The sequence below is a fragment of the Allohoeflea poritis genome (assembly GCF_027889715.1).
Lineage (GTDB): Bacteria > Pseudomonadota > Alphaproteobacteria > Rhizobiales > Rhizobiaceae > Hoeflea_A > Hoeflea_A poritis.
In genome coordinates, this window is sequence record NZ_JAPJZH010000007.1 from 195,693 (window position 1) to 216,933 (window position 21,241).

The window sequence follows — 21,241 nt, forward strand, 5'->3', positions numbered from 1 at the left end:
CTTTAGCTGCCGACATTGTAGGCCGCGATGGCCGCCATATTGGCGATATCGGAATCGCGGGCGCCCATGGAAACGATCTGGATCGACTTGTCGAGCCCGACAAGCAGCGGACCGATGACCGTCGAACCGCCCAGTTCCTGCAACATCTTGGTCGAGATCGACGCCGAGTGGAACGCCGGCATGACCAGCACATTGGCGGTCCCGGACAGGCGGCAGAATGGATATTGCCGCATGACGTCGAGGTTCAGCGCCACATCGGCCGCCATCTCGCCGTCATACTCGAAATCGACCCGCCGCTTGTCGAGAATATTGACCGCCTCGCGGACCCGTTCGGCACGCTCGCCGGGAGGATGGCCGAAGGTCGAATAGGCGAGCATCGCAACGCGCGGCTCATATCCAAGGCGGCGGGCGACGCCGGCCGCTTCCTCCGCGATGTCGGCAAGCTCTTCGGAATCGGGCATGTCGATCACCGCCGTATCGGCAACGAGAACCGTGCGGCCGCGGCACAGCGCCAGCGACACGCCGATCACACGGTGGCCGGGTTTGACATCGACGCAGCGGCGCACGTCCTCAAGCGCGGTCGAATAGTTTCGGGTCGTGCCCGTCACCATGGCGTCGGCATCGCCGAGGGCCACCATGCAGGAGCCGAAATGGTTGCGGTCCGTGTTGATCAGCCGCTGGCAGTCACGGTAAAGATATCCGCTGCGTTGCAGGCGCGCATAGAGATACTCCGTGTAGGCTTCGACACGTCGCGAGACACGCGCATTGACGAGTTCGATACCGGGTATTTCCAGGTCGATGCCGGCCTGATTTGCCATCTCCTCCATCTGCTCGATACGGCCAAGCAGGATGGCGGTGCCAAGCTGCTGGTTGGCATAGGAAACGGCGGCGCGCATGACGTGCTCCTCCTCGCCCTCGGCAAAGACCACCCGGCGGGGCTGGCGGCGCACGCGCTGGTAGATCCGCTGCAGCGTGGAGGCGATCGGATCGCGCCGCGCCGAAAGCTCGCGGCCATAGGCTTCCAGATCGACGATCGGCCGCTGCGCCACGCCCGAATCCATGGCGGCGCGGGCAACGGCCCGAGGCACGTCCGACAGGAGGCGCGGATCGAAAGGCACGGGAATGATATAGTGCGGCCCGAAACGCGGACGATTGCCACGATAGGCGGCGGCCACCTCGTCCGGCACGTTCTCGCGCGCGAGATTCGCAAGCGCCTCGGCGGCGGCGATCTTCATGGCATCATTGATCGTCGAGGCGCGCACATCCAGCGCGCCGCGGAAGATATAGGGAAAGCCAAGGACGTTGTTGACCTGGTTCGGATAATCGGAGCGGCCCGTGGCCATGATCGCATCGTCGCGGATACGGGCGACCTCTTCCGGCGTTATTTCGGGATCCGGATTGGCCATGGCGAAAATGATCGGGTTGCCGGCCATGGAGCGAACCATGTCCTCGGTGAGCGCGCCCTTCACGGAAAGGCCGAAAAAGACATCCGCGCCCTCAACGGCCTCGGCCAGCGTGCGGTCGGAGGTTTTGACGGCATGAGCCGACTTCCACTGGTTCATGCCCTCTTCGCGGCCCTGGTAGATGACGCCCTTGGTGTCGCAAAGGGTGATGTTCTCGGACGTGAAGCCCATCGACTTGATCAGTTCGATGCAGGCGATGGCCGCGGCGCCGGCGCCGTTGCACACCAGCTTCGTGGTCTTCATGTCACGGCCGGTCAGGTGCAGCGCGTTGATCAGACCGGCGACAGCGATGATGGCGGTGCCGTGCTGGTCGTCATGAAACACCGGAATGTCCATCACCTCGCGCAGGCGCTGCTCGATAATGAAACAGTCCGGCGCCTTGATGTCCTCCAGATTGATGCCGCCGAAGGACGGCCCGAGGTGCTTTACGCAGTTGACGAATTCATCGATGTCTTCGGTGCCGACCTCCAGATCGATGGAATCGACATCGGCGAAGCGCTTGAACAGGACCGCCTTGCCCTCCATGACCGGCTTGGACGCGAGCGCGCCGAGATTGCCGAGACCGAGGATCGCGGTTCCGTTGGAGATGACACCGACGAGGTTGCCGCGCGCGGTGTAATCGAAGGCGCGCGAAGGCTCCTCGGCAATGGCTTTGACCGGAACGGCCACACCCGGCGAGTAGGCGAGCGACAGGTCGCGCTGGGTCGCCATCGGTTTGGTGGCGTTGATTTCAAGCTTGCCCGGCCGTCCGCGCGCGTGGAACTCAAGGGCTTCCTGCTCGGTGACGGTCGACATGGACCGGGACTCATTTACGGACTCGGGCATATTTCCTAACCTGTTGTGGGCGAAGCGCATTCAAGCCGCCTGCCCTGTTGTTTTTGCTGCGCAGGCACCGTTAGGGTGCCACTGGCCGCCTGTAAAGTTCGCCGACGATGATGCAGCTTAGCGAAATGGTTGAAAGTGCCAACCGCCTTTCGCCACAAATGCGCACATCGCCCGCGATGCGATCGGCGGCCAGACAGGGAGACAATAGGTCGTGAAGCGGCGACAATCTGGCCGCAACGACTGCCGGGAATGAACAAGATGCTCACCACCGCCATGCTTGCCACGACGGAAAGCCGGGCAGCAGCCACTCCGATGATGGAGCAGTTCATCGAGATCAAGGCCGCGCATCCCGATGCGCTGCTGTTTTATCGCATGGGCGATTTCTACGAACTGTTCTTCGGCGACGCGGTGGAAGCCGCGAAGGCGCTGGGCATCACGCTGACCAAGCGCGGCCAGCATCTGGGCCAGGACATTCCGATGTGCGGCGTGCCCGTCCATGCCGCCGACGACTATCTGCAGAAGCTGATCGCCAAAGGCTACCGCGTCGCCGTGTGCGAGCAGACGGAAGATCCGGCGGAGGCCAAGAAACGCGGTTCGAAAGCCGTGGTCCGCCGCGAGGTCATCCGCCTGGTCACGCCCGGCACGCTGACGGAAGAAAAGCTGCTCTCGCCGTCCGAATCCAACTACCTGATGGCGCTTGCCCGGGTCAAAGGCGCCGGCCAGGGCGGCTTTGCGCTCGCCTGGGTCGACATCTCGACCGGCACCTTCCGGCTCAGCGAAACCACGGCGGGACGCCTTGCCGCAGACGTGATGCGGATCGACCCGAAGGAACTGATCGTCTCCGACCGGGTCTTTCATGACGAGGAACTGCGTCCGGTCTTCGATCTCATCGGTGCCATCGTCTCGCCGCAGCCTTCGGTTCTGTTCGACAGTTCCAGCGCCGAGGGCCGCATCAAGCGCTTCTTCGACGTCGCGACGCTCGACGGCTTCGGCAGTTACTCCCGGCCGGAACTGGCGGCCGCCGCCGCGGCCATTGCCTATGTGGAGAAGACGCAGCTTTCGGAGCGGCCTCCCCTGCAGCGCCCGCAACGCGAGGCGGACGGTGCCAATCTGTTCATCGATCCAGCAACCCGCACCAACCTGGAACTGCTGCGAACCTTGTCGGGCGACCGCAAGGGCGGCCTGCTCGCCGCCATCGACCGGACCGTGACCGGCGGCGGGGCGCGGCTGCTTGCCGAGCGGCTGATGTCGCCGCTGACCGATCCGGGCGCCATCGGCACCCGCCTTGATGCCGTTTCCTGGTTCCTGGCGCAGGACCGCACCGGCCATGACATGCGCGAGGCCCTGAAAGCGGTGCCCGACATGCCGCGGGCGCTGTCGCGGCTGGCGCTCAACCGGGGCGGGCCACGGGATCTCGGGGCCATCCGGCAGGGTCTTGAAACGGCGCGCCGGATCGCGGTTTTTTTTGAAGATGCGGAACCGGCGGACGAGATTGCCGAATCCGTTGACCGATTGCGCAGCCTGCCCGGCGCATTGTCCGAACTGCTCGATGCGGCACTCGCAGACGAACTGCCGTTGCTGCGCCGCGACGGCGGCTTCGTGCGTGCCGGATACAATGGCGAGCTCGACGAGATGCGGGCCTTGCGCGACCAGTCGCGCAAGGTGATCGCCGGCCTGCAGGCGCAATATGCCGACGAGACCGGCGTCAGGTCGCTGAAGATCAAGCACAACAATGTGCTGGGCTATTTCATCGAGGTAACGGCGAACAACTCCGCGGCGCTGACCGAGGGCGATGACGCCAAGGCCCGGTTCATCCACCGGCAGACGATGGCCAATGCGATGCGGTTCACGACGACGGAACTCGCCGATCTGGAAAGCCGCATCGCCAATGCCGCCGACCGCGCGCTGACCATCGAGTTCGACATCTATGACCGGCTGACCGCCGCCGTCGTGGAGGCGGCGGAGGCGATTTCAGGGGCGGCAGAGGCGCTGTCCGTGCTCGACGTGTCGGCCGCGCTGGCGGCGCTTGCCGGGGAACAGGGCTATTGCCGCCCGACCATCGACCATTCAACCATGTTTCACGTGGTGGCGGGCCGCCATCCGGTGGTCGAACAGGCTCTGCGGCGCCAGGCGGAGGGACCGTTCGTCGCCAATGATTGCGATCTGTCTCCAAATGAGGGCGCGGAGGACGGCGCCATCTGGCTGCTGACCGGCCCGAATATGGGCGGCAAATCCACCTTCCTGCGGCAGAACGCGCTGATCGCGGTGATGGCGCAGATGGGCTCCTTCGTTCCGGCCGGCAGCGCCCATATCGGTGTCGTCGACCGGCTGTTCAGCCGAGTCGGCGCCTCGGACGATCTGGCGCGCGGCCGTTCGACCTTCATGGTCGAGATGGTGGAGACGGCGGCGATCCTCAACCAGGCGAGCGAGCGCTCGCTGGTGATTCTTGACGAGATCGGGCGCGGCACTGCAACCTTCGACGGGCTTTCCATCGCATGGGCGGCGGTCGAGCACCTGCACGAAGTCAATCGCTGCCGGGCGCTCTTTGCCACCCATTTCCACGAGCTGACGGCACTGTCGGAAAAGCTGGACCGGCTCGCCAACGCAACGATGCGGGTGAAAGAATGGGAGGGTGACGTCATCTTTCTGCACGAAGTCGGCCCCGGTGCCGCCGACCGCTCCTACGGCATTCAGGTGGCGCGGCTGGCGGGGCTTCCCGAATCCGTTGTCGCCCGCGCCCGCGATGTGCTCAGCCAGCTCGAAGAAGGCGAGCGCAAGAGCCCGGCGCATCAGTTGATTGACGATTTGCCGCTGTTCTCGGCCGAGGTCAGACGCGAGCCGGCGCCGTCAAAAGGCCCGTCCGAGGTCGAAACCGCGCTCTTCGAGCTCAATCCCGACGAGATGACGCCGCGCGAAGCGCTGGAAGCGCTTTACGGGCTGAAGGGAAAGCTGAAAAGTGAAGATTAGCCGACACATCATTGTTCGACTGCGCTAGCTGCACTTTTCCAGGATCGCGTCGACGACAAGCTCAATCGGCCGGCTGGCGTCGATTGTGACAACGCCCTTCGGGACGTCCTCCTTCGTCGCGTGCAGTCGCCTGATTATCCGGCGCTCGGCGGGCCGGCCGCCCCACTCGCCTGGCGGTCTGGCGGCAAGCCGGCGGTTCAATGTGGCCAGATCGACCTCAAGAACGAAGACCCGGTCGAACAGGTCGATGAAGCTGGAGTGATTGCGGGAGCCGCCGCAGAAGAATGTCGCTGCATGGCTGCGGTCCGCCACGAGCGCCCTGACCTTCCCGACATTCCAGATATGGTGCTCATGGGCAAACCCATCGACCGGTTTTCCGGTCTTCGGATCGCCCTGATAGGCGAGCTCCGTATCACCGTTGATGGAATGATAACCGCGCCGCCGCAATGCGAGGGCGACCGACGTCTTGCCGGTGCCGGAAACGCCTTCGATCAAGTAGTTTTTGATGCCCATACTGCAGCTTTCATCGGTCGGCCGGTGGAACCATGAGCTCAGCCATGCTCCGCTCGCTCGCCCACCAGGAAGTGGGTTGCCATGCGGCCCCTTCCCTTGATCTCGATCGTACCGCGCGGCTCGAGCACAAATGCGTCGCCAAGCCGTTCGGCTGTGTCGGCGCTGATCTGTATGCGCCCGGCTTCGCCGTGGCTTTCCATGCACGCGGTAATGTTGACGGTGTCGCCCCATAAATCATAGGTAAATTTTTCCGACCGATGACACCGGCCACAACCGGCCCGGAGTGCACGCCGAAACGCCCTGCAGAGCGATCAGGACGCTGTAGCCGATCTTGGCTCCGCTGAAGATGCGGGCCTCGCCGGCCGGCAAATCCGGCGGCACATAAGCGTACCAATCGCGAAGCCGTTTCAGTCCGTCCAAGATCATTTCCCTGCCGACGCGGGTTTTCCCGACAGCAATCCGGCACCCGGCGCCGGCCTTCAACCGATGGCAGCAAAATCCGGCCGGCGCGTCCACCCCGACCAAAAAGTTGAACAATTCGCGCGCGGTTAACCGCTCTGTCATCAGACCCTGTTATGGGTTCCAATCGACGGTCACAACCGGTAGCCTGAAAATACAGCGTGCGGAGTTTTGTCATGATGGGTTCGTTGAGGTTCTGGCGAACGGGCGTTTCGGCCTGCGCGATGGTTGTGGTCAGCGGTACCGCCGGCGCACAGGAAAAGTCGCAGGTTCCGCCACAGGCCCTCTACCAGACGATGCTCGACGCAAGCCGCCAGTCGGGTTGGGTGCAGTTCCGGGATTTCGACGGCGCGCAATGGATATATTTCACCGCGCTGCAGACCTTGCATTGCCGGCTAATGGAAATCCGGTATTCGATCAATTCCAAGGCGCTGGACAAGCGTTTCGAGCTAGTTGAATGCAATCCGCAGAACCCGATGGCGCTGCCGCCGGGCGCGGGGCCGGAAACCATAGCGCTCAAGCTCCCCGCCGCCACTGCGCAGACCATCGCCGTCCAGGTTGTCTGGGAAGACGGAAGCGAAAGCGCGGTTGCCGTTTATGAGCCGTGCATGGATGTCGGCGAACAGAGTTGCGCCTGGCCTGTCGAGTAAACGCGGTTTGCCGCATAGCTCGGGCGGAAGGCCGGCCTTCGACTGAATTGTCTTAACTAAACAGGATCATTGCGACGTGCAGTTGTTTTATTTTCTGGAAAATTTACTCGATTCGCTATAGGGAATATGCGAATTTTTGTTGGTTGACATAAAAAACTGTAATAGTTGAAGCCCTTATTGACGGCGCGCGGGTCGGAACTACACGGCCATTTTTGCGTCACTCGATGTTCATCTTGGTGGAATGCGTAGTGTGGGGTGGTGGTTATGGCACCGAGTAAAATAGTTGTGTGCGGTGCGGGCGGCTTTATTGGCTCTCATCTGGTCAAGCGCCTGAAACAGGAGGGTCACTGGGTTCGCGGTGTGGATCTCAAACACCCGGAGTTCAGCAAATCGGCGGCCGATGACTTTCGGATCGCCGACCTCAGCCGGCAAGATGAATGCGCCCAGGTCTTTGACCAATCATTCGACGCGATCTATCAGCTTGCAGCCGATATGGGCGGTGCCGGTTATATATTCACCGGTGAAAACGACGCCAGCGTCATGCACAACTCGATGTCAATCAATCTGAATGTGCTGGAAGCGGCGCGGCGCTGTGGTGTCGAAAAGACGTTCTATTCATCATCGGCATGCGTCTATCCCGAGCACAATCAGCTCGATCCCGACAATCCGGTCACCAGCGAAGACAGTGCGTATCCGGCCGATCCCGACAGTGAATACGGATGGGAAAAACTGTTCAGCGAACGTCTCTATTTTGCATTCAACCGCAATGCGGGAATGAAGAACTGTGTTGCCCGTTATCACAACATCTTCGGCCCGGAAGGCACCTGGCGGGGCGGGCGCGAGAAGGTTCCGGCGGCTCTTTGCCGCAAGATCGCGGAAGCATCCGATGGCGGATCGATCGAAATCTGGGGTGACGGCAAGCAGACGCGCTCGTTTCTCTACGTCGATGAATGCGTCGAAGGATCGATACGCCTGATGGAGTCCGAATTTGACGGGCCGGTCAATATCGGCTCTGAGGAGATGGTGTCCATCAACCAGCTGGCTGAACTGATCATGGACGTAGCCGGCAAAAAACTGACGATCCAGCATGTACCGGGCCCCCTTGGCGTCAGAGGGCGCAATTCCGACAACCGGCTGATCCGTGAGAAGCTGGGTTGGGAGCCGGAATACGGTCTCGTCAAGGGATTGGAAGCCACTTACCGGTGGATCCATGATCAGGTTCACGGCAACAAGCTGCAACGGAACAAGCCACTATCGGGCAACTCCAAATCCGTGGCCGCCGCCTTTTGAAACACGCCGGCAAAGTTGCGATTGTCGATCCTGAGTACCAGAGCCTTGGCGGCCATCATCTGACCAGCCTTGAGCTTCTGGAACGGGCTTTGCACCCGCTTTGTCCGGCCTGCCACGTCAACAGCAGATCACCGCAAGAGATCGCCAACGTCCTGAAACGGGTCCACCTCGACTTCGTCACCGATCCAGCGCAGCCCGCGCGGCGGCGACGCATCCGCAATTCAAATCCCGCCCGCTGGTACCTGATGCAGGCCGTCCGCAGGCTGAAGGGTCTGCCGGCGGACACAATTGACGGAACAGACTACGCCGACGAAATGTTTGCCGTTTTGAGCCGATACGGCCCCGGCGATCATCTGATCTTTCCGACGACCAAGGTCGATACACACGCCTCGCTCCTGGCCGCAATTGCGCGCATACAGCCGGACAACATGCCCCACCTGCACCTGCGGTTTCTCGAATATGCGCCAAAACATGACCGCAGCCTGGCGACGCAATGCTTCGGCCGACTGGCGACGCTGAGCCGCATGACCAACCGTATCCACATCTATACCGAAACGGAAACGCTTCGCCGCAATCTCATCGACCGCTTCGGGTTCGAAAAGATCGGCAGGGTAATCCTGCAACCCTCGAGGATAACTTCCCCCGCCTGCGAAAAACGCCCGTCGGACAACCAGAAGATCAGGATCGGTTATGTCGGCGGCAACCTTCGCAAGGACAAGGGCTATGAAAGACTGCCGGCGATCCTGAGCCTGGCGTCGCGGAAAATGGCGGGAGCGCCATACGCGGACACCGTCAGGTTCGTCATACAAATTGCCGACAGCCGGCGTGGGCAAAGACTGAAACGCCGCCTGCGGGGCAGCGGGGCGATCCCGTCCGGTCAACTCGATTTCGTTTCCGGCCCGCTCGATCTCACCGAATTTTCGGCGCTGCTGGCGAGTTGCGACCTACTCCTGTTCCCATACACACGAGACAAGTCCGAACAGATGATCAGCTCGGGAATCCTGATTGATTCCGTGATCAACGGTGTTCCAGCGATCTGCCCGCCGGTCCCGACGCTGACCGAATTCATCAGCACCGAGACAGGTGCCGTTGCGGACAGTGATGAAGAGTTTGCCGAGGCCATCATGCGATTGATTTCGAATATCGGCGCCTACAAGGCACAAGCCGAGTTGGCCTCGGAAAAATATGCTGATGCCTGGCGCAGCAACGATCTGGTGGATCTTATTCGTGATGACTTGCAGACCGTTCAAACCAGCATCTAAGTCATGGTCAATCCGATAGCTCTGCTGTTGGGCCGACTACTTACGAACCAGGTTTCAAATCGCGGGCAGGATCTTGTTCAGCTTCCGGTTCAGATAGCGGCGAATTTGCAAGACCGGCGAAGCTTTGGTTCTCGAGCCGATACAATAATATCGACCAACATCGAAACCATATGTAATTTGCCGGTTCTCATGGCCTTTCGCCATCTGGACCGGCAAGGAATTCATAAAAGAGCCCTTTGCAAAGTAGGTGACATCACAACAACCGAGCAGATACATGTCGATCCATGCATTTGCGGCGTTGACAACTTCACCGTCGGGACACTCGCTTCCCTTCACAAGACTTGCGCCAGAGTCAGCGGGAGGGCGCCATTGCTTACGCGCCACATACTTAAGGGAATTGCGTTGAAACCCATCGAGTACAGCAGGTGAATCCGTGGCCAAAAACAGTGTATAGTTATCCTTGAGATACCGGTACAGCTTGGTTTTAATGTCTTGGATCAAATGGTCCAGATCAGAAATAGAGCGACCCGCATTTTGAAAGTGCCCGCTTTCTCCATTGCCGTGCCGCACATGCACGCCGACAACACGCCTTCCGGAAAAATTCTGTTCCAGAAAGTCCGCGATCTGATGTTCAAAATGCGGCTTCATTACCAGGCCGCGTATGAAGCCGTCGAAGCCGTCCTCATACAGAAACCGGCGGTACAACCGCGGGGAAATTCCTGCCCTTATCTCGACTACAGGGAATGGAAGATCACGGTCATAATATAGCGCCCTGTCAACATACTCGAAATTCTCCTTGTCTGTAACAAGTCTGGGACCCGGCAGTTCCAGTCGATCCAACGAATTGGTAAGGATGCGCACACCGCCTATGGACTCCGCCGGTTCGAACAGTTGGGCAAAAAGGTTGACGTTTCGGTTGCTGTGGTAAGTCGTGTCCCGCCAATCTACGATCAGTGTTCTGCCGGTGACTTTAGCGTATCGCCAAGCGATTGAATTGGCTTGTACCATCCAGCCAAGGCCCGGCCTTGGTTCATAGTTGTAGCAATCCGTTGCGATCAGGTAGCGCGTCACCCTGCGTTGCCGCCATTGTCCTCAACCTGTACGTAATCGTATCCGATCAACAGGTTGCCGATATCCGGGCGGGTCAGCAGAACAGCGTTCGTCAGGCTGCCAAAATTGTGAATCATGAAATCGCACCGGCACAAGCCGGCATAGTCCAAAATTGCTCCCCTGAGCGCATTCTTTCGATCAATCCTTACGAAGGCGGGCATGCTCCAGCCAGTCTTTCCGTCTGATTTGGCCGTCTCATCATCACCTACATGCCGAATTGCATCAAAATGGCCAACATTTTCGAACTTCCCGGACAGAAAGGAAACAAATTCCGACTCATCGCTTGCCACAAATATGAACACCCGGCGATGGATATCCACGCTTAAGCCATCAATATAGTGCTTTATCGCATCAACATAGTCCTCGTATGCCGGAATCTTACGTCGGCTATCCTTGCGAGCATCCGTTCCACGAAACTGAACGCCAATGATGTGGTAACCGCTGTATTTGTCGAACAGCTCGGCTAAGGACTGCTGAATCTCAGGCTTCAGATTCACATAGTTGCCGATCACTTTCGAAGCTCGGCGGCGTTCAGATAAGCTAGGAATAGTCTTGTGAGAGACGAGCAGGTCAGTTTTGATTTCGCTCGACACATTACCAGCCTTGCGCTGACGGCCACCTGAATTACTTTTCCGGATTCTGTCGATTGAGCGAACAAACTTCAAATATGGTTTCAGTGGCAGCCGGCTTAGTACGCGGTTCAAGCGAAGGTTGGGATAGTATGATCCGCTCCAGTTTAGATTTGGTCTTGGTGAATAGACCACACCTAGCGGATCCCAGTATTTCATCTCAGGGAAATGAAGCCGGAAATTCCTTTGTACCCTCCGCAGCAGAGGTGCAACCGCCGACCTGCTCAGGAAAACCAGCGGCTCGAAGAAGTCTTCCCATGTTTCGGACCCAGTAAAATATTCCTGCTTGTCGGTGAACTGGACAACGGGAACGGCGTCGGGTTCGTGCTCGCGCAGATATAGCAGCGTATTCACGATCTGCAGGAACAGCGAGAAGAAGCCAACATCGCGTTCCTTGATCACGAAGAGCGATGTACCCCTGGATTCCGCAAGATTTGGATAGAAGAGGGGTTTGCCGAAGGTTGTACCCGCCAGATCCAGATACTCGGTGTGCCGCTTGTGATGGCCGACCGCCTTAAGGAAGGCAAGGTTTGAGAAGGCGGATTCAAACGAACCGATAAAGGCTTCACAACGGGACGCGTTATCCAGATCGACGAGCGCTGTATGCATCGAGAAAGATATCAGGTCGGGATTGTCCAGACACTGGTACTCTATGAAATTCGCCCGCTCATGTTTCTTGCCATGCAGGTTGGGGAATTTTGCCCGGTCAACAATCTGCCAGGATATGCGACATCTGCCGCCAAAATGCGCCTCGATCCTGTCAATCTCCTGTTGCGATTCAGTCAGGATATAGAAGTGATCGAAGCCTTTGCGGCTGTATTCCTCCATCGCCTCGATATAGCGCTCCAGCGGAAAGGTCTGCCGGTTCGGATCTGCGTTCTCCATCGTCTCGTCACTGGCATCACCTCTGCGGATATGAACCGCGACCGCGCCCTTCTCCGGCGTCATCCGATGCGGTTCGATCCGGGCCAGGGTGTCTGTATTCAGCCGGCTGACATAGTCGGTGCATATACCGATTTCGATCAGGTGAGGTTCTGTTACCCGGGGGCGAAGCGCTGCCATTCGGGTTTCGAGTTCATCGAGGCGCGTCTGATAATCAGGACATTCCCGGTCATTGTCACAAAGATCGCGAAACCATATTGTCCAGGGATTCGGGTCATCGTGATGGTCGTCAAACCGTTGCAGTACCCATGGCAAAACGGAGTGTTTCGTACCCTGCTCCCGATTGAAATCGGCGATGTACTTTCTGTCAAATTCGTACGCGCCCTCGACAATTACGGTCCGCCTTCGCAAGCGGACATTGATGCTGATCTCACTGGCAAGCATCAGCATATTTGTACCGATCGGCGCAAAACACGGATGCACGGGATTCGTGCGTTCCGCGTATTTCTGCACCAGGCAGACGAACTCGTAAAACAGTAACCCGTATTGTCCTTGCGCGTCCGCAGGATCGCTAGCCGGCATTGAACCCCCAATCAACGTTCGGTCCACCATTTTCGATGTCGCGCCGGTTCACGTGCGCGCAATCAATCCCGATATTCAGCTGAAAACCGTACATTAAATAACTGTATGAATTCTTTTATTGATTTCCCGCCCAAAAACCACAACAATATTTTGGAGAAAGTAGATAATGTCTTTCCACGTGCATATTCCGGATCAGCGTCAATAGAAGACGGGCGTTTGTTAGCTTGTCTGGGCCTTCAAGGTCGAGGTCATATGCGGGTCAACTCACGTCACTCACAATCGTGCAACCAGCGCTCTACTTGAGCACGCGCAGACGTGCTCTACTTCCGTTTCCGCCAATTTCGTACTCCCGTACGGCGCGTCATTGTGATTTCTACGGCTTCTGTGCCATGATCACCCTGCGCGTTAATGGGGGAGATTTTCATGGCTCCAGGCGACGGCGGAAGAAGGCTTTTCGGGCCGGGCATGCTCGAAGATCCGTTTCCGGTCTATGCACGGCTGCGCGAAACCGAACCCGTCCATTTCGACAAATCGGTCAATGCGTGGATCCTGACCCGCTATGCGGATGTCAGCGCGGTGATGAAGGACCGGCGCTTTTCTTCCGACCGGGTCACCAAGGCGCGCCTCCGTTACAGCGACAAATATGAACCCGTCTTCGATCTGCTGTCGCGCGTCATGCTGCAAACCGATGATCCGATGCACAAGCGGCTGCGCGATCTTGTGCACGGCGCCTTCACGCGCACAGTGGTGGAAACCTATGACGGCAAGATACGCGCACTCTGCGATACGCTGCTTGCGCCAGGGCTTGAGCGCGGTGAAATGGAGTTCGTCTCCGAATTCGCCGCACCCTTGCCGATCCTGGTGATTTCGGAAATTGTCGGCATTCCGGCCGAGGAACGCGAGCAGATCAAGATTTGGTGCGATGCTTTTTCAACGGTCGCGCTCAATTTCTATACACACCTTTCCGATGAACAGCTTGATCATTGCAGCGTGCTGATCGCGGAATTTACCGATTATCTCAAAGACAAGATGGCGGCCGCGCGAAGGAAGCCGGGTCCGGACCTGATAAGCTCGCTGGTCGTCGCCGCTGACCGGGAACACGCGTTGGACGACGGGGAGCTGATCGCAAACTGCATGTTTCTGCTGAATGCGGGCAACGAGACGACAACGTGCCTCCTTGCCAATGGTCTCGGGCTGCTTCTGGGAGCGCCCGACCAGATGGCGGCCCTGCGCGCCGACCCGTCACTGATCCCCAACGCCGTCGAAGAGTTCCTGCGCCTGCAAGGGCCGGTGCAGTTTATCGGCCGCATTGCGACGCAGGACGTGACGCTCGGCGAACAGCGCGTCAAGGAAGGCGAAATGGTGCTTCCGGTGCTTGCGGCCGCCAACCGGGACCCGGCCGTCTTCGAGCGGCCTGACATGCTGGATGTGGCGCGCGATCACATCCATCAGCTCAGCTTCGGTACCGGTCCGCATCTGTGCGCCGGAATCCAGCTGGCACGTTTCGAGGCGAAAATCGCCTTTGAAAGGCTGTTCGAGTGCACCGGACATATCGAACTGAAAGGTCACGGCCTGGAACATACCTCCAATTTCAACATGCGCTGCCTGAAGGAACTGCATGTGGGCATTCGCTAAAACCGTTGAAACCGGCAGTCCGGACTGGCCGGTTGCATGGCATGCTGTGATATGCTGATAAACGGATCAGAGACTGACCCGAACGGACCCATGTCATGATGACGGCGATCAACGAACAAAAGCGCAATGCGGCGACAACCCGCAAGGCCATTCTGGATGCCGCCCGGCGCGCCTTCAAGGAGAAGGGTTTCGACGCCGCCGGCTTGCGCGAGATCACCGCGGCGGCGGGCGTCAACGCGGCGCTGGTCAACCGCTATTTCGGTTCGAAAGAAAACCTCTTCGAGGAAGCCATCGTTCCCGAGCTCAATATCGATACGCTGCTGGATGGCGATCGTTCGACATTCGGTGAACGCGCCGCCGCGCATTTCGCCGAGTTCGCCCATGAGGGCGAGGAGATGGGACCAACCCTTCTGGCTTTCGTGCGCTCTGCGGGCAGCCTGGATGTCCGCGACCTGGTAAGCCGGGCGATCCACAGGCAGGTCGTGCTTCCGCTGGCTGTGTGGCTTGGCGGCAAGGACGCCGAGCAGCGCGCCGCGTTGATTGTCGCGCACATGACCGGCTTCGACACGCTGCGCCGCGTGGTCGGCATCGATTCGCTTTCCCAGGAGCACGAGGAGGCCATCGTCGATCGCTTCGCCAGGGTGCTGCAGGGCTATGTGGACGACGAATTGTAATCAGGCAAACGGCAGACAGATCACGGCAGGCTCAGACGCGCCATGCGACCGCCATCGACGGTGTAGACCTGACCGGTGATAAAACCGCTCTCCTCGGCGGCCAGGAACGCCACCAGTGCGGCGACCTCCTGCGGCTGGCCGGTTCGTCCGACGGGATGGATCTTCCCGATATCGCGGCGGAAGGCGGCCGGATCGTCCGTATCCTCGATGAATTGGTTGTTCAATTCGGTGTCGATCCAGCCGGGCGCTACCGCGTTGCAGCGTATCCCCTCCGCGCCGTGATCGACCGCAACGGCCCGCGTCAGCCCGTGAAGGCCGGCCTTTGAGGCGCAATAGGCAGCCTGGCGCGGATTGGAGCCGATGCCCTCGATGGATCCGATATTGACGATGGATCCGCGCGCGGCGCGCAGATGCGGCAAGGCCGCCCTGATCATCAGAAACGGCGCGGTCAGGTTGATCTGCAGTGTCCGGTTCCAGTCCTCGAGCGCGAGTTCCTCGACCCGTGCCTGGCGCATCAGGCCGGCATTGTTGACAAGGATATCAAGCTGCCCTGCACGGCCGGCAACTTCCGACACGATCCGTTCGGGGCTTTCCGGATCGGCAAGGTCGGCCACCACGTGTTCAAAGGCCGTATCCTCGCTGCGTTGCGCCGTGAAGACCCGCGCGCCCTCCCCGGCCAAACGCTCTGCCACAGCGCGGCCGATACCGCTTGCCCCACCGGTAATCAGCGCGACTTTATCCTCGAAACGTCTCATGAAACCGGCTTTCCGCCATTGACCTCGACCAGCGCGCCGCACATGTAGCGTGCCTTCTCCGAGGCAAGGAAAAGGACCACGTCGGCAATATCGCCCGGTTCCGCCAGCCGGCCGAGCGGCACGGTCTTGCCAAGCTCGGCGACCGCCGATTGCGCATCGAAGCCGCGCAGTTCGAAGCCGGAGCGCAGCATCGGCGTATCCACCTCGTTCGGACAGACGGCGTTGACCCGAATTCCGTCGCGGGCGTGATCCAGTCCCATGCACTGGGTCAGGGAGGCGAGCGCGGCCTTCGTCATGCAATAGACGGCGTGATCGGGACCGGGGCGCACGCCCCAGCAGGATGCGACATTGACAATCGCGCCGCCGCCGGCTTGCGCCATCAATGGAATGGCCGCACGGCAGATGCGGAACGGCGCCTCCACGTTGACGGCGATCGAGGCGGCAAAGTCGTCATCGCTGCTGGCTGTCACCGGTCCGCGACGCGCAATGCCGGCATTGTTGACGATGATATGCAGCCCGCCAAGCGCATCCCGCGCCGCCGCCGCCAGCGTGTCGGCATAGGCAGCTTCCGTCAGATCGCCCGGCAGGTGTGCGTCCGCCTCAATTCCCGAAAGGTCGCGATCGGCCGCCGCGACACGCGCGCCTGCTGTGCGCAGCTGCGCCGCCACTGCCTGACCGATGCCGCCGGCGGCACCGGTCACAAGCGCACATTTCCCTTCAAATTCAGCCATTTCGGCACCTCTCGCGACCGCGGCTCAGCGCCGCTTAGGCTCTGGATTATTGCAGCATAAATTTTTATTGAATTCAATATGAATTTTTTTATAATGCCCGCTCGGACGATCGGACCAGCGCAGCGGCGCAACCATTCAGGGAAAGCGGAATGAAGGACGAAGCAAGGGCACGCAAAGCGCGCTGCTACGCGGATATGAAGCGGAAGATCCTGACCATGGCGATGGAGCCGGGCAGCGATATCGACGAGGCCGCGCTCAGCCAGGCTTACGAGATCTCCCGGCCGCCCTTCCGCGAAGTGCTGCGCCAGCTTGCAGGCGAAGGCTATGTGACGCTTGTCGAGAATCGCGGCGCCAAGGTCTCGGCGATGAACCACAAGACACTGCGCGACTTTTTCGTCGCCGCGCCGATGATTTATTCGGCGGTCTCGCAACTGGCGGCGCAGAACGCCACCGATTTGCAGATCCAGAAGCTGAAGGAAACGCAAAGACAGTTCCGCGCCGCCATCGCCAGCGGCGATGTTGCCGCGCGGGCCCTGAACAATGAACGGTTCCACGCAATCATCGGCGAGATGGCCGACAACATCTATCTGCAGCCGAGCCTGACGAGACTGCTGATCGACCACGCCCGTATCGGCATGACCTTCTACCAGCCGCGCTCGGCCCATATGGCCGAGAACCTGAACACCGCCGCCGAGCAGCACGACCGCTTCATTGCCCTGATCGAGGCGGGTGATGCGGAAGCCGTCGCCCGGCTGGCGGTCGATCACTGGGAACTTTCCCGCAACCAGATCGAGATCTATGTCACGCCCGCCGGGCTCGATATTCCACTCGATGTGGCGCGGGCACGGTGAGGCGATCATGAAGTTCGAAGGTATCTACACACCCGTCGTCACGCCATACGATGCCGATCATGCCATCGATGAGGCGGCCTTCGCGGCCGTTATCGAGCATCTGATCACGGCCGGCGTGCACGGGCTGATCATTGCCGGAACGACCGGTGAATATTATGCGCAGACCGGCGAAGAGCGCGTGCGGCTGATGAATCTCGCAGCCGAGATCATCAAGGGCCGGCTGCCGATGGTTGTCGGTACGGGCGCCATCCGCACCGAAGATTCAATCTTCTTCGCGCGGGAAGCCAGGAAGGCGGGTGCGGACGCGCTGCTGGTCGCGACGCCCCCTTACGCCTATCCGACGGGCCGGGAGATCGCGCTGCACGCCCTTGCCATCGACCGCGAAGCGAACCTTCCGGTCATGTTGTACAACTATCCGGGCCGCATGAGCGTCAATATGGACGAGGAAACCCTCGACCGGCTCGGTCGCAGCCCCAATTTCTGCGCCATCAAGGAATCGTCCGGCGATCCGAACCGGCTGCACATGCTGGCGCGCGATTATCCGCATATCCAGCTGTCCTGCGGCATGGACGACCAGGCGCTGGAGTTCTTCGCCTGGGGCGCACGGTCATGGGTGTGCGCCGGCTCGAATTTCGCGCCGCAGGCCCATATCGCGCTTTACCGCGCCTGCGCCATCGACGGCGATTTCACAAGGGGGCGGCGCATCATGTCGGCCATGCTGCCACTGATGCGGGTGCTCGAACAGGGCGGCAAGTTCGTCCAGTGCATCAAGCATGGCGTCACACTGCGCGGTATCGATTGCGGCCCGCCGCGCCGGCCGCTGCAACCGCTCAACAAGGACGACAAGCGGGCGCTGGCGGAAGTCATCCGCACCATGGACCGCGCCATTGCGCAAATCGAGGAGGAAAGCAAATGAGCGAATTGCTGACCCGCGACGAATACGCGGCGATCGCCAAAGGACTCGACTTTCCGCGTTCGCCCTTCATCGACGGACGGTTCCACACCGCCGGCGGCGGCGAATTCGAGACCGTCAACCCGGCAACCGGCGAGACCATCTGCAAGATCGGCGCCTGCAGCGGCGAGGATGTCGATCTCGCCGTTGCACGGGCGCGCGAGGCGTTCGAGGAGGGCCGATGGTCGAAACTGCACCCGGCCGAACGCAAGGACGTGCTGATCCGGCTATGCAAACTGATCACACGCAACGCGCGCGAACTGGCGGTCATGGAGAGCCTCGATTCCGGCAAGCCGATCCGCGACTGCGTGACGATCGACATTCCCGAGACGATCCACACCATCAAATGGCACGCGGAAGCCGCCGACAAGATCTACGACCAGACAGCGCCAGCCGGCGAGGATGCGGTGGCGATGATCGTGCGCGAGCCGATCGGCGTCGTGGCGGCGGTCCTGCCGTGGAACTTTCCGTCGCTGATGCTCGCCTGGAAAATCGGGCCGGCGCTGGCAGCCGGAAACTCAGTCATCGTCAAGCCCGCGGAGCAGACATCGCTGACCGCGCTGCGGATTGCCGAACTCGCCATGGAGGCAGGCATTCCGCGCGGCGTGCTGCAGGTCCTGACCGGCGACGGGCCGGGCGTTGGCGAACCGCTTGGAATGCATATGGACATCGACATGGTGAGCTTTACCGGCTCGACCGAGACGGGACGGCGTTTCCTGCGCTATGCGGCAGATTCAAACCTGAAGAAGGTGGTCCTGGAATGCGGCGGCAAGAACCCGGCCATCGTTCTGGCCGACGCAGAAAATCTCGATCTCGTCGCGGGCCATGTGGTCAATGCCGCCTTCTGGAACATGGGCGAGAACTGCTCGGCCAATTCACGGCTCATCGTGCAGGCGGGGATCAAGGATGCCTTGATGGAACGCATACAGGCGCGGCTGCGCGACTGGAAGACGGGCGATCCGCTCGATCCCCAGAACCATCTCGGCGCGCTGATCGACGCCGACCATTGCAGGAAGGTCGCCTCCTATCTGGACGGCATCGAGGCGCTTGCAGGCGGTGCCCTCGCCGGCGCTTATCTCGAGCCGACGCTTGTGGAGACCGACCGCGACCACCGGCTGGCGCGCGAGGAGGTGTTCGGACCGATCCTGTCGGTCATCACGGTCGCGAGCGCCGACGAGGCGCTCGAGATCGCCAACGATACGCAATACGGGCTTGCGGCCAGTATTTTCACGGCGAACGGACGCAAGGCGCTGTCGGCGGCACGGGCCATTCGTGCCGGCACGGTCACCGTCAACTGTTATGGCGAGGGCGATATCACGACGCCTTTCGGCGGCTACAAGCAATCGGGCTTCGGCGGGCGCGACAACGGCTTGCATGCCCATGACCAGTACACGGAAACCAAGACGATCTGGATCGATCTTTCCGATCCGGCTGCACAGGACGACGTCGGATGAACGCTATCGAGGAAGCACCAAGAACAAGACGGGGCGGGCGCGGCGCACGGCGCGAAATCCGCACGGCCATCGACACGAAGATGCTGCCGGCGCTGAAGCGCAGGCTGCCCTTGGTCGAACCGATGGACGGCGATCAGATCGCCCGGATCGACGATGCCTCCATGGCCATTCTGGAAGATGTCGGCGTCGTCTTCCGCGACCCGCAGGCGATCGCCGACTGGCGCGCCGCCGGCGCCGATATCCGCGACGACGACCGGGTGCATCTTGACCGCAACCTTGTCCGCGAACTGATTGCGTCCATACCGGAGAGCTTTACCTATCACGCTCGTAATTCGGCTAATAACCTGCCCTTCGGCAAGGACCATTCGATCTTCGTGCCGATGACCGGTGCGCCCTATCTGCGTGACCTCGACGACAAGCGCCGGGGACCGACGCTGGACGACCTTGCCAATTTCCACAAGCTCGCGCATATGCTGCCGGCGCTTCATTCGTCGGCTCACCATATTGTCGAGCCGATGGACCATGTGGTCGCGCATCGCCATCTGCGCATTACCTATTCCTCGATGAAGCACTCGGACAAGACCTTCATGGGCATGACGACGAGCCCGAAGAACGCCGAGGACGTGATGGAGATGTGCGCCATCCTGTTCGGCGCCGACTTCATGGAAGACCATCCGGTCGTCACCGGCAACTGCAACGGCAATTCACCGCTCGTCTGGGACGAGGTGATGCTGGGCGCCATGCGCGCCTTCTGCCGCAGGAACCAGCCGGTGCTGTGCTCGCCCTTCGTGCTCGGCGGCGCCAATACGCCAGCCTCGACCGCCGCCGCGGTCGCGCAGCTCAACGCGGAAGCGCTGTCCGCGCTCGCCTATACGCAGGTGGTGCGCAAGGGCTGCCCGGCGATTTACGGCCACTATCTTTCGACGGTGTCCATGAAGTCGGGCGCGCCGATGGCCGGAACGCCCGAGATCAGCCTGATGAATTTCATGATCGGGCAAATGGCCCGGTACTACCGCATTCCCTGGCGCACATCGAACACGCTGGGCGGCGCCAAGACCTTCGACGCGCAGGCCGGCTATGAAAGCGCATCAACCATGATGGCGACCCTGATGGCCGGGGCAAACTATATCTGGCACTCGGCCGGCTGGAACGAGGCCGGCATGCATTGTTCCATGGCCAAGTTCGTCGTCGATGCCGAGCAATGCGCCATGGGCTACCGTATGGCGGAAGGCGTGAAATGGGACGATTTCGACGAGGCGCTCGCGGCCGTGCGCGATATCGGCCCGGGCGGGCACTATCTCGGCCACCCGCATACGCAGGCGCGGTTCCAGGAGGCTTTCTTCATGCCGGAACTGTTCGACAACAATTCGATCGAACAATGGATGGCCGAAGGCAGCCATGAGATCACCGAACGGGCGCTCAACCATGCCCGCAATCTGCTGAAAAATTACGAGGAACCCCGGCTGGACGAAGGCGTCGACGAAGCGCTGCGCGACTATATTGCGCGGCGGGAGCGGGAGATCCCGGCGGTCGATGCGCTGAACGACGAATACTGAC

At 60.5% G+C, this 21,241-nt stretch carries 18 protein-coding genes; 10 read left to right on the forward strand and 8 right to left on the reverse strand.

Going from position 1 to position 21,241, the window contains the following annotated elements:
* Nucleotides 1-2: 2 nt before the first annotated feature.
* Nucleotides 3-2,288: an NADP-dependent malic enzyme gene (locus OOZ53_RS13280; protein ID WP_271090071.1), complete on the reverse strand. Its 2,286-nt coding sequence runs from the start codon at nt 2,286-2,288 to the stop codon at nt 3-5.
* 249 nt (nt 2,289-2,537) lie between these two features.
* On the opposite strand from OOZ53_RS13280, the gene mutS reads away from it, so the two are divergent.
* Entirely contained in the window at nt 2,538-5,255 is a 2,718-nt protein-coding gene (gene mutS, locus OOZ53_RS13285) for a DNA mismatch repair protein MutS (RefSeq protein ID WP_271090072.1), read from the forward strand.
* Nucleotides 5,256-5,279: 24 nt separating this feature from the next.
* On the opposite strand, the gene OOZ53_RS13290 is transcribed toward mutS, so the two are convergent.
* The 3 genes from OOZ53_RS13290 to OOZ53_RS13300 are packed head-to-tail and all read right to left on the reverse strand — an operon-like array spanning nt 5,280 to nt 6,188.
* Nucleotides 5,280-5,768 (reverse strand): AAA family ATPase, encoded by a 489-nt coding sequence (locus tag OOZ53_RS13290; RefSeq protein ID WP_271090073.1) that lies wholly within the window; start codon nt 5,766-5,768, stop codon nt 5,280-5,282.
* Between the two features lie 38 nt (nt 5,769-5,806).
* A complete protein-coding gene (locus OOZ53_RS13295) occupies nt 5,807-5,968 on the reverse strand; it encodes an adenylate/guanylate cyclase domain-containing protein (RefSeq protein ID WP_271090074.1) in 162 nt (53 codons plus the stop codon).
* Between the two features lie 34 nt (nt 5,969-6,002).
* Entirely contained in the window at nt 6,003-6,188 is a 186-nt protein-coding gene (locus OOZ53_RS13300; protein ID WP_271090075.1) for a hypothetical protein, read from the reverse strand.
* Between the two features lie 215 nt (nt 6,189-6,403).
* On the opposite strand from OOZ53_RS13300, the gene OOZ53_RS13305 reads away from it, so the two are divergent.
* The 3 genes from OOZ53_RS13305 to OOZ53_RS13315 all read left to right on the forward strand — a co-directional run bounded on the left by OOZ53_RS13305 (nt 6,404) and on the right by OOZ53_RS13315 (nt 9,429).
* The gene (locus tag OOZ53_RS13305; protein ID WP_271090076.1) at nt 6,404-6,877 is read left to right on the forward strand and encodes a hypothetical protein; all 474 of its coding nucleotides are present in this window, start codon (nt 6,404-6,406) and stop codon (nt 6,875-6,877) included.
* A 264-nt stretch (nt 6,878-7,141) separates the two neighbouring features.
* The gene (locus OOZ53_RS13310; protein ID WP_271090077.1) at nt 7,142-8,167 is read left to right on the forward strand and encodes an NAD-dependent epimerase/dehydratase family protein; all 1,026 of its coding nucleotides are present in this window, start codon (nt 7,142-7,144) and stop codon (nt 8,165-8,167) included.
* Nucleotides 8,164-9,429 (forward strand): glycosyltransferase family protein, encoded by a 1,266-nt coding sequence (locus OOZ53_RS13315; protein ID WP_271090078.1) that lies wholly within the window; start codon nt 8,164-8,166, stop codon nt 9,427-9,429. Before OOZ53_RS13310 ends, OOZ53_RS13315 begins: the two co-directional genes overlap by 4 nt.
* 54 nt (nt 9,430-9,483) lie before the next feature.
* Here OOZ53_RS13315 and OOZ53_RS13320 read toward each other — a convergent pair whose 3' ends face one another.
* Together OOZ53_RS13320 and OOZ53_RS13325 are read right to left on the reverse strand one after the other, a co-directional pair.
* The gene (locus OOZ53_RS13320) at nt 9,484-10,500 is read right to left on the reverse strand and encodes a nodulation protein NodZ (RefSeq protein ID WP_271090079.1); all 1,017 of its coding nucleotides are present in this window, start codon (nt 10,498-10,500) and stop codon (nt 9,484-9,486) included.
* Complete coding sequence (locus OOZ53_RS13325; RefSeq protein WP_271090080.1) at nt 10,497-12,632, reverse strand: O-fucosyltransferase family protein; 2,136 nt, start codon at nt 12,630-12,632, stop codon at nt 10,497-10,499. Before OOZ53_RS13325 ends, OOZ53_RS13320 begins: the two co-directional genes overlap by 4 nt.
* Nucleotides 12,633-13,055: 423 nt before the next feature.
* On the opposite strand from OOZ53_RS13325, the gene OOZ53_RS13330 reads away from it, so the two are divergent.
* Both OOZ53_RS13330 and OOZ53_RS13335 read left to right on the forward strand, forming a co-directional pair.
* A complete protein-coding gene (locus OOZ53_RS13330) occupies nt 13,056-14,267 on the forward strand; it encodes a cytochrome P450 (protein ID WP_271090081.1) in 1,212 nt (403 codons plus the stop codon).
* A gap of 95 nt (nt 14,268-14,362) precedes the next feature.
* Complete coding sequence (locus OOZ53_RS13335) at nt 14,363-14,941, forward strand: TetR/AcrR family transcriptional regulator (RefSeq protein WP_271090082.1); 579 nt, start codon at nt 14,363-14,365, stop codon at nt 14,939-14,941.
* Between the two features lie 20 nt (nt 14,942-14,961).
* Here the strand turns inward: OOZ53_RS13335 and OOZ53_RS13340 are convergent, their stop codons facing one another.
* Both OOZ53_RS13340 and OOZ53_RS13345 read right to left on the reverse strand, forming a co-directional pair.
* Nucleotides 14,962-15,696 carry an SDR family NAD(P)-dependent oxidoreductase gene (locus tag OOZ53_RS13340; protein WP_271090083.1) on the reverse strand — a complete coding sequence of 245 codons (735 nt, stop codon included), beginning with the start codon at nt 15,694-15,696 and terminating at the stop codon, nt 14,962-14,964.
* Nucleotides 15,693-16,427: an SDR family NAD(P)-dependent oxidoreductase gene (locus tag OOZ53_RS13345; protein ID WP_271090084.1), complete on the reverse strand. Its 735-nt coding sequence runs from the start codon at nt 16,425-16,427 to the stop codon at nt 15,693-15,695. Before OOZ53_RS13345 ends, OOZ53_RS13340 begins: the two co-directional genes overlap by 4 nt.
* 149 nt (nt 16,428-16,576) lie before the next feature.
* Between OOZ53_RS13345 and OOZ53_RS13350 the strand changes: the two genes are divergently transcribed.
* From OOZ53_RS13350 to OOZ53_RS13365, 4 genes are read left to right on the forward strand one after another with little or no spacing between them, the layout of a single operon-like run.
* Entirely contained in the window at nt 16,577-17,278 is a 702-nt protein-coding gene (locus tag OOZ53_RS13350) for a GntR family transcriptional regulator (protein ID WP_271090085.1), read from the forward strand.
* 7 nt (nt 17,279-17,285) lie between these two features.
* Nucleotides 17,286-18,194, forward strand: coding sequence for a dihydrodipicolinate synthase family protein (locus OOZ53_RS13355; RefSeq protein WP_271090086.1), 909 nt, complete (start codon nt 17,286-17,288; stop codon nt 18,192-18,194).
* Nucleotides 18,191-19,684 (forward strand): aldehyde dehydrogenase, encoded by a 1,494-nt coding sequence (locus tag OOZ53_RS13360; RefSeq protein ID WP_271090088.1) that lies wholly within the window; start codon nt 18,191-18,193, stop codon nt 19,682-19,684. Before OOZ53_RS13355 ends, OOZ53_RS13360 begins: the two co-directional genes overlap by 4 nt.
* Nucleotides 19,681-21,240 (forward strand): trimethylamine methyltransferase family protein, encoded by a 1,560-nt coding sequence (locus tag OOZ53_RS13365; protein ID WP_271090089.1) that lies wholly within the window; start codon nt 19,681-19,683, stop codon nt 21,238-21,240. Before OOZ53_RS13360 ends, OOZ53_RS13365 begins: the two co-directional genes overlap by 4 nt.
* The last annotated feature ends 1 nt before the right edge of the window (nt 21,241 follow it).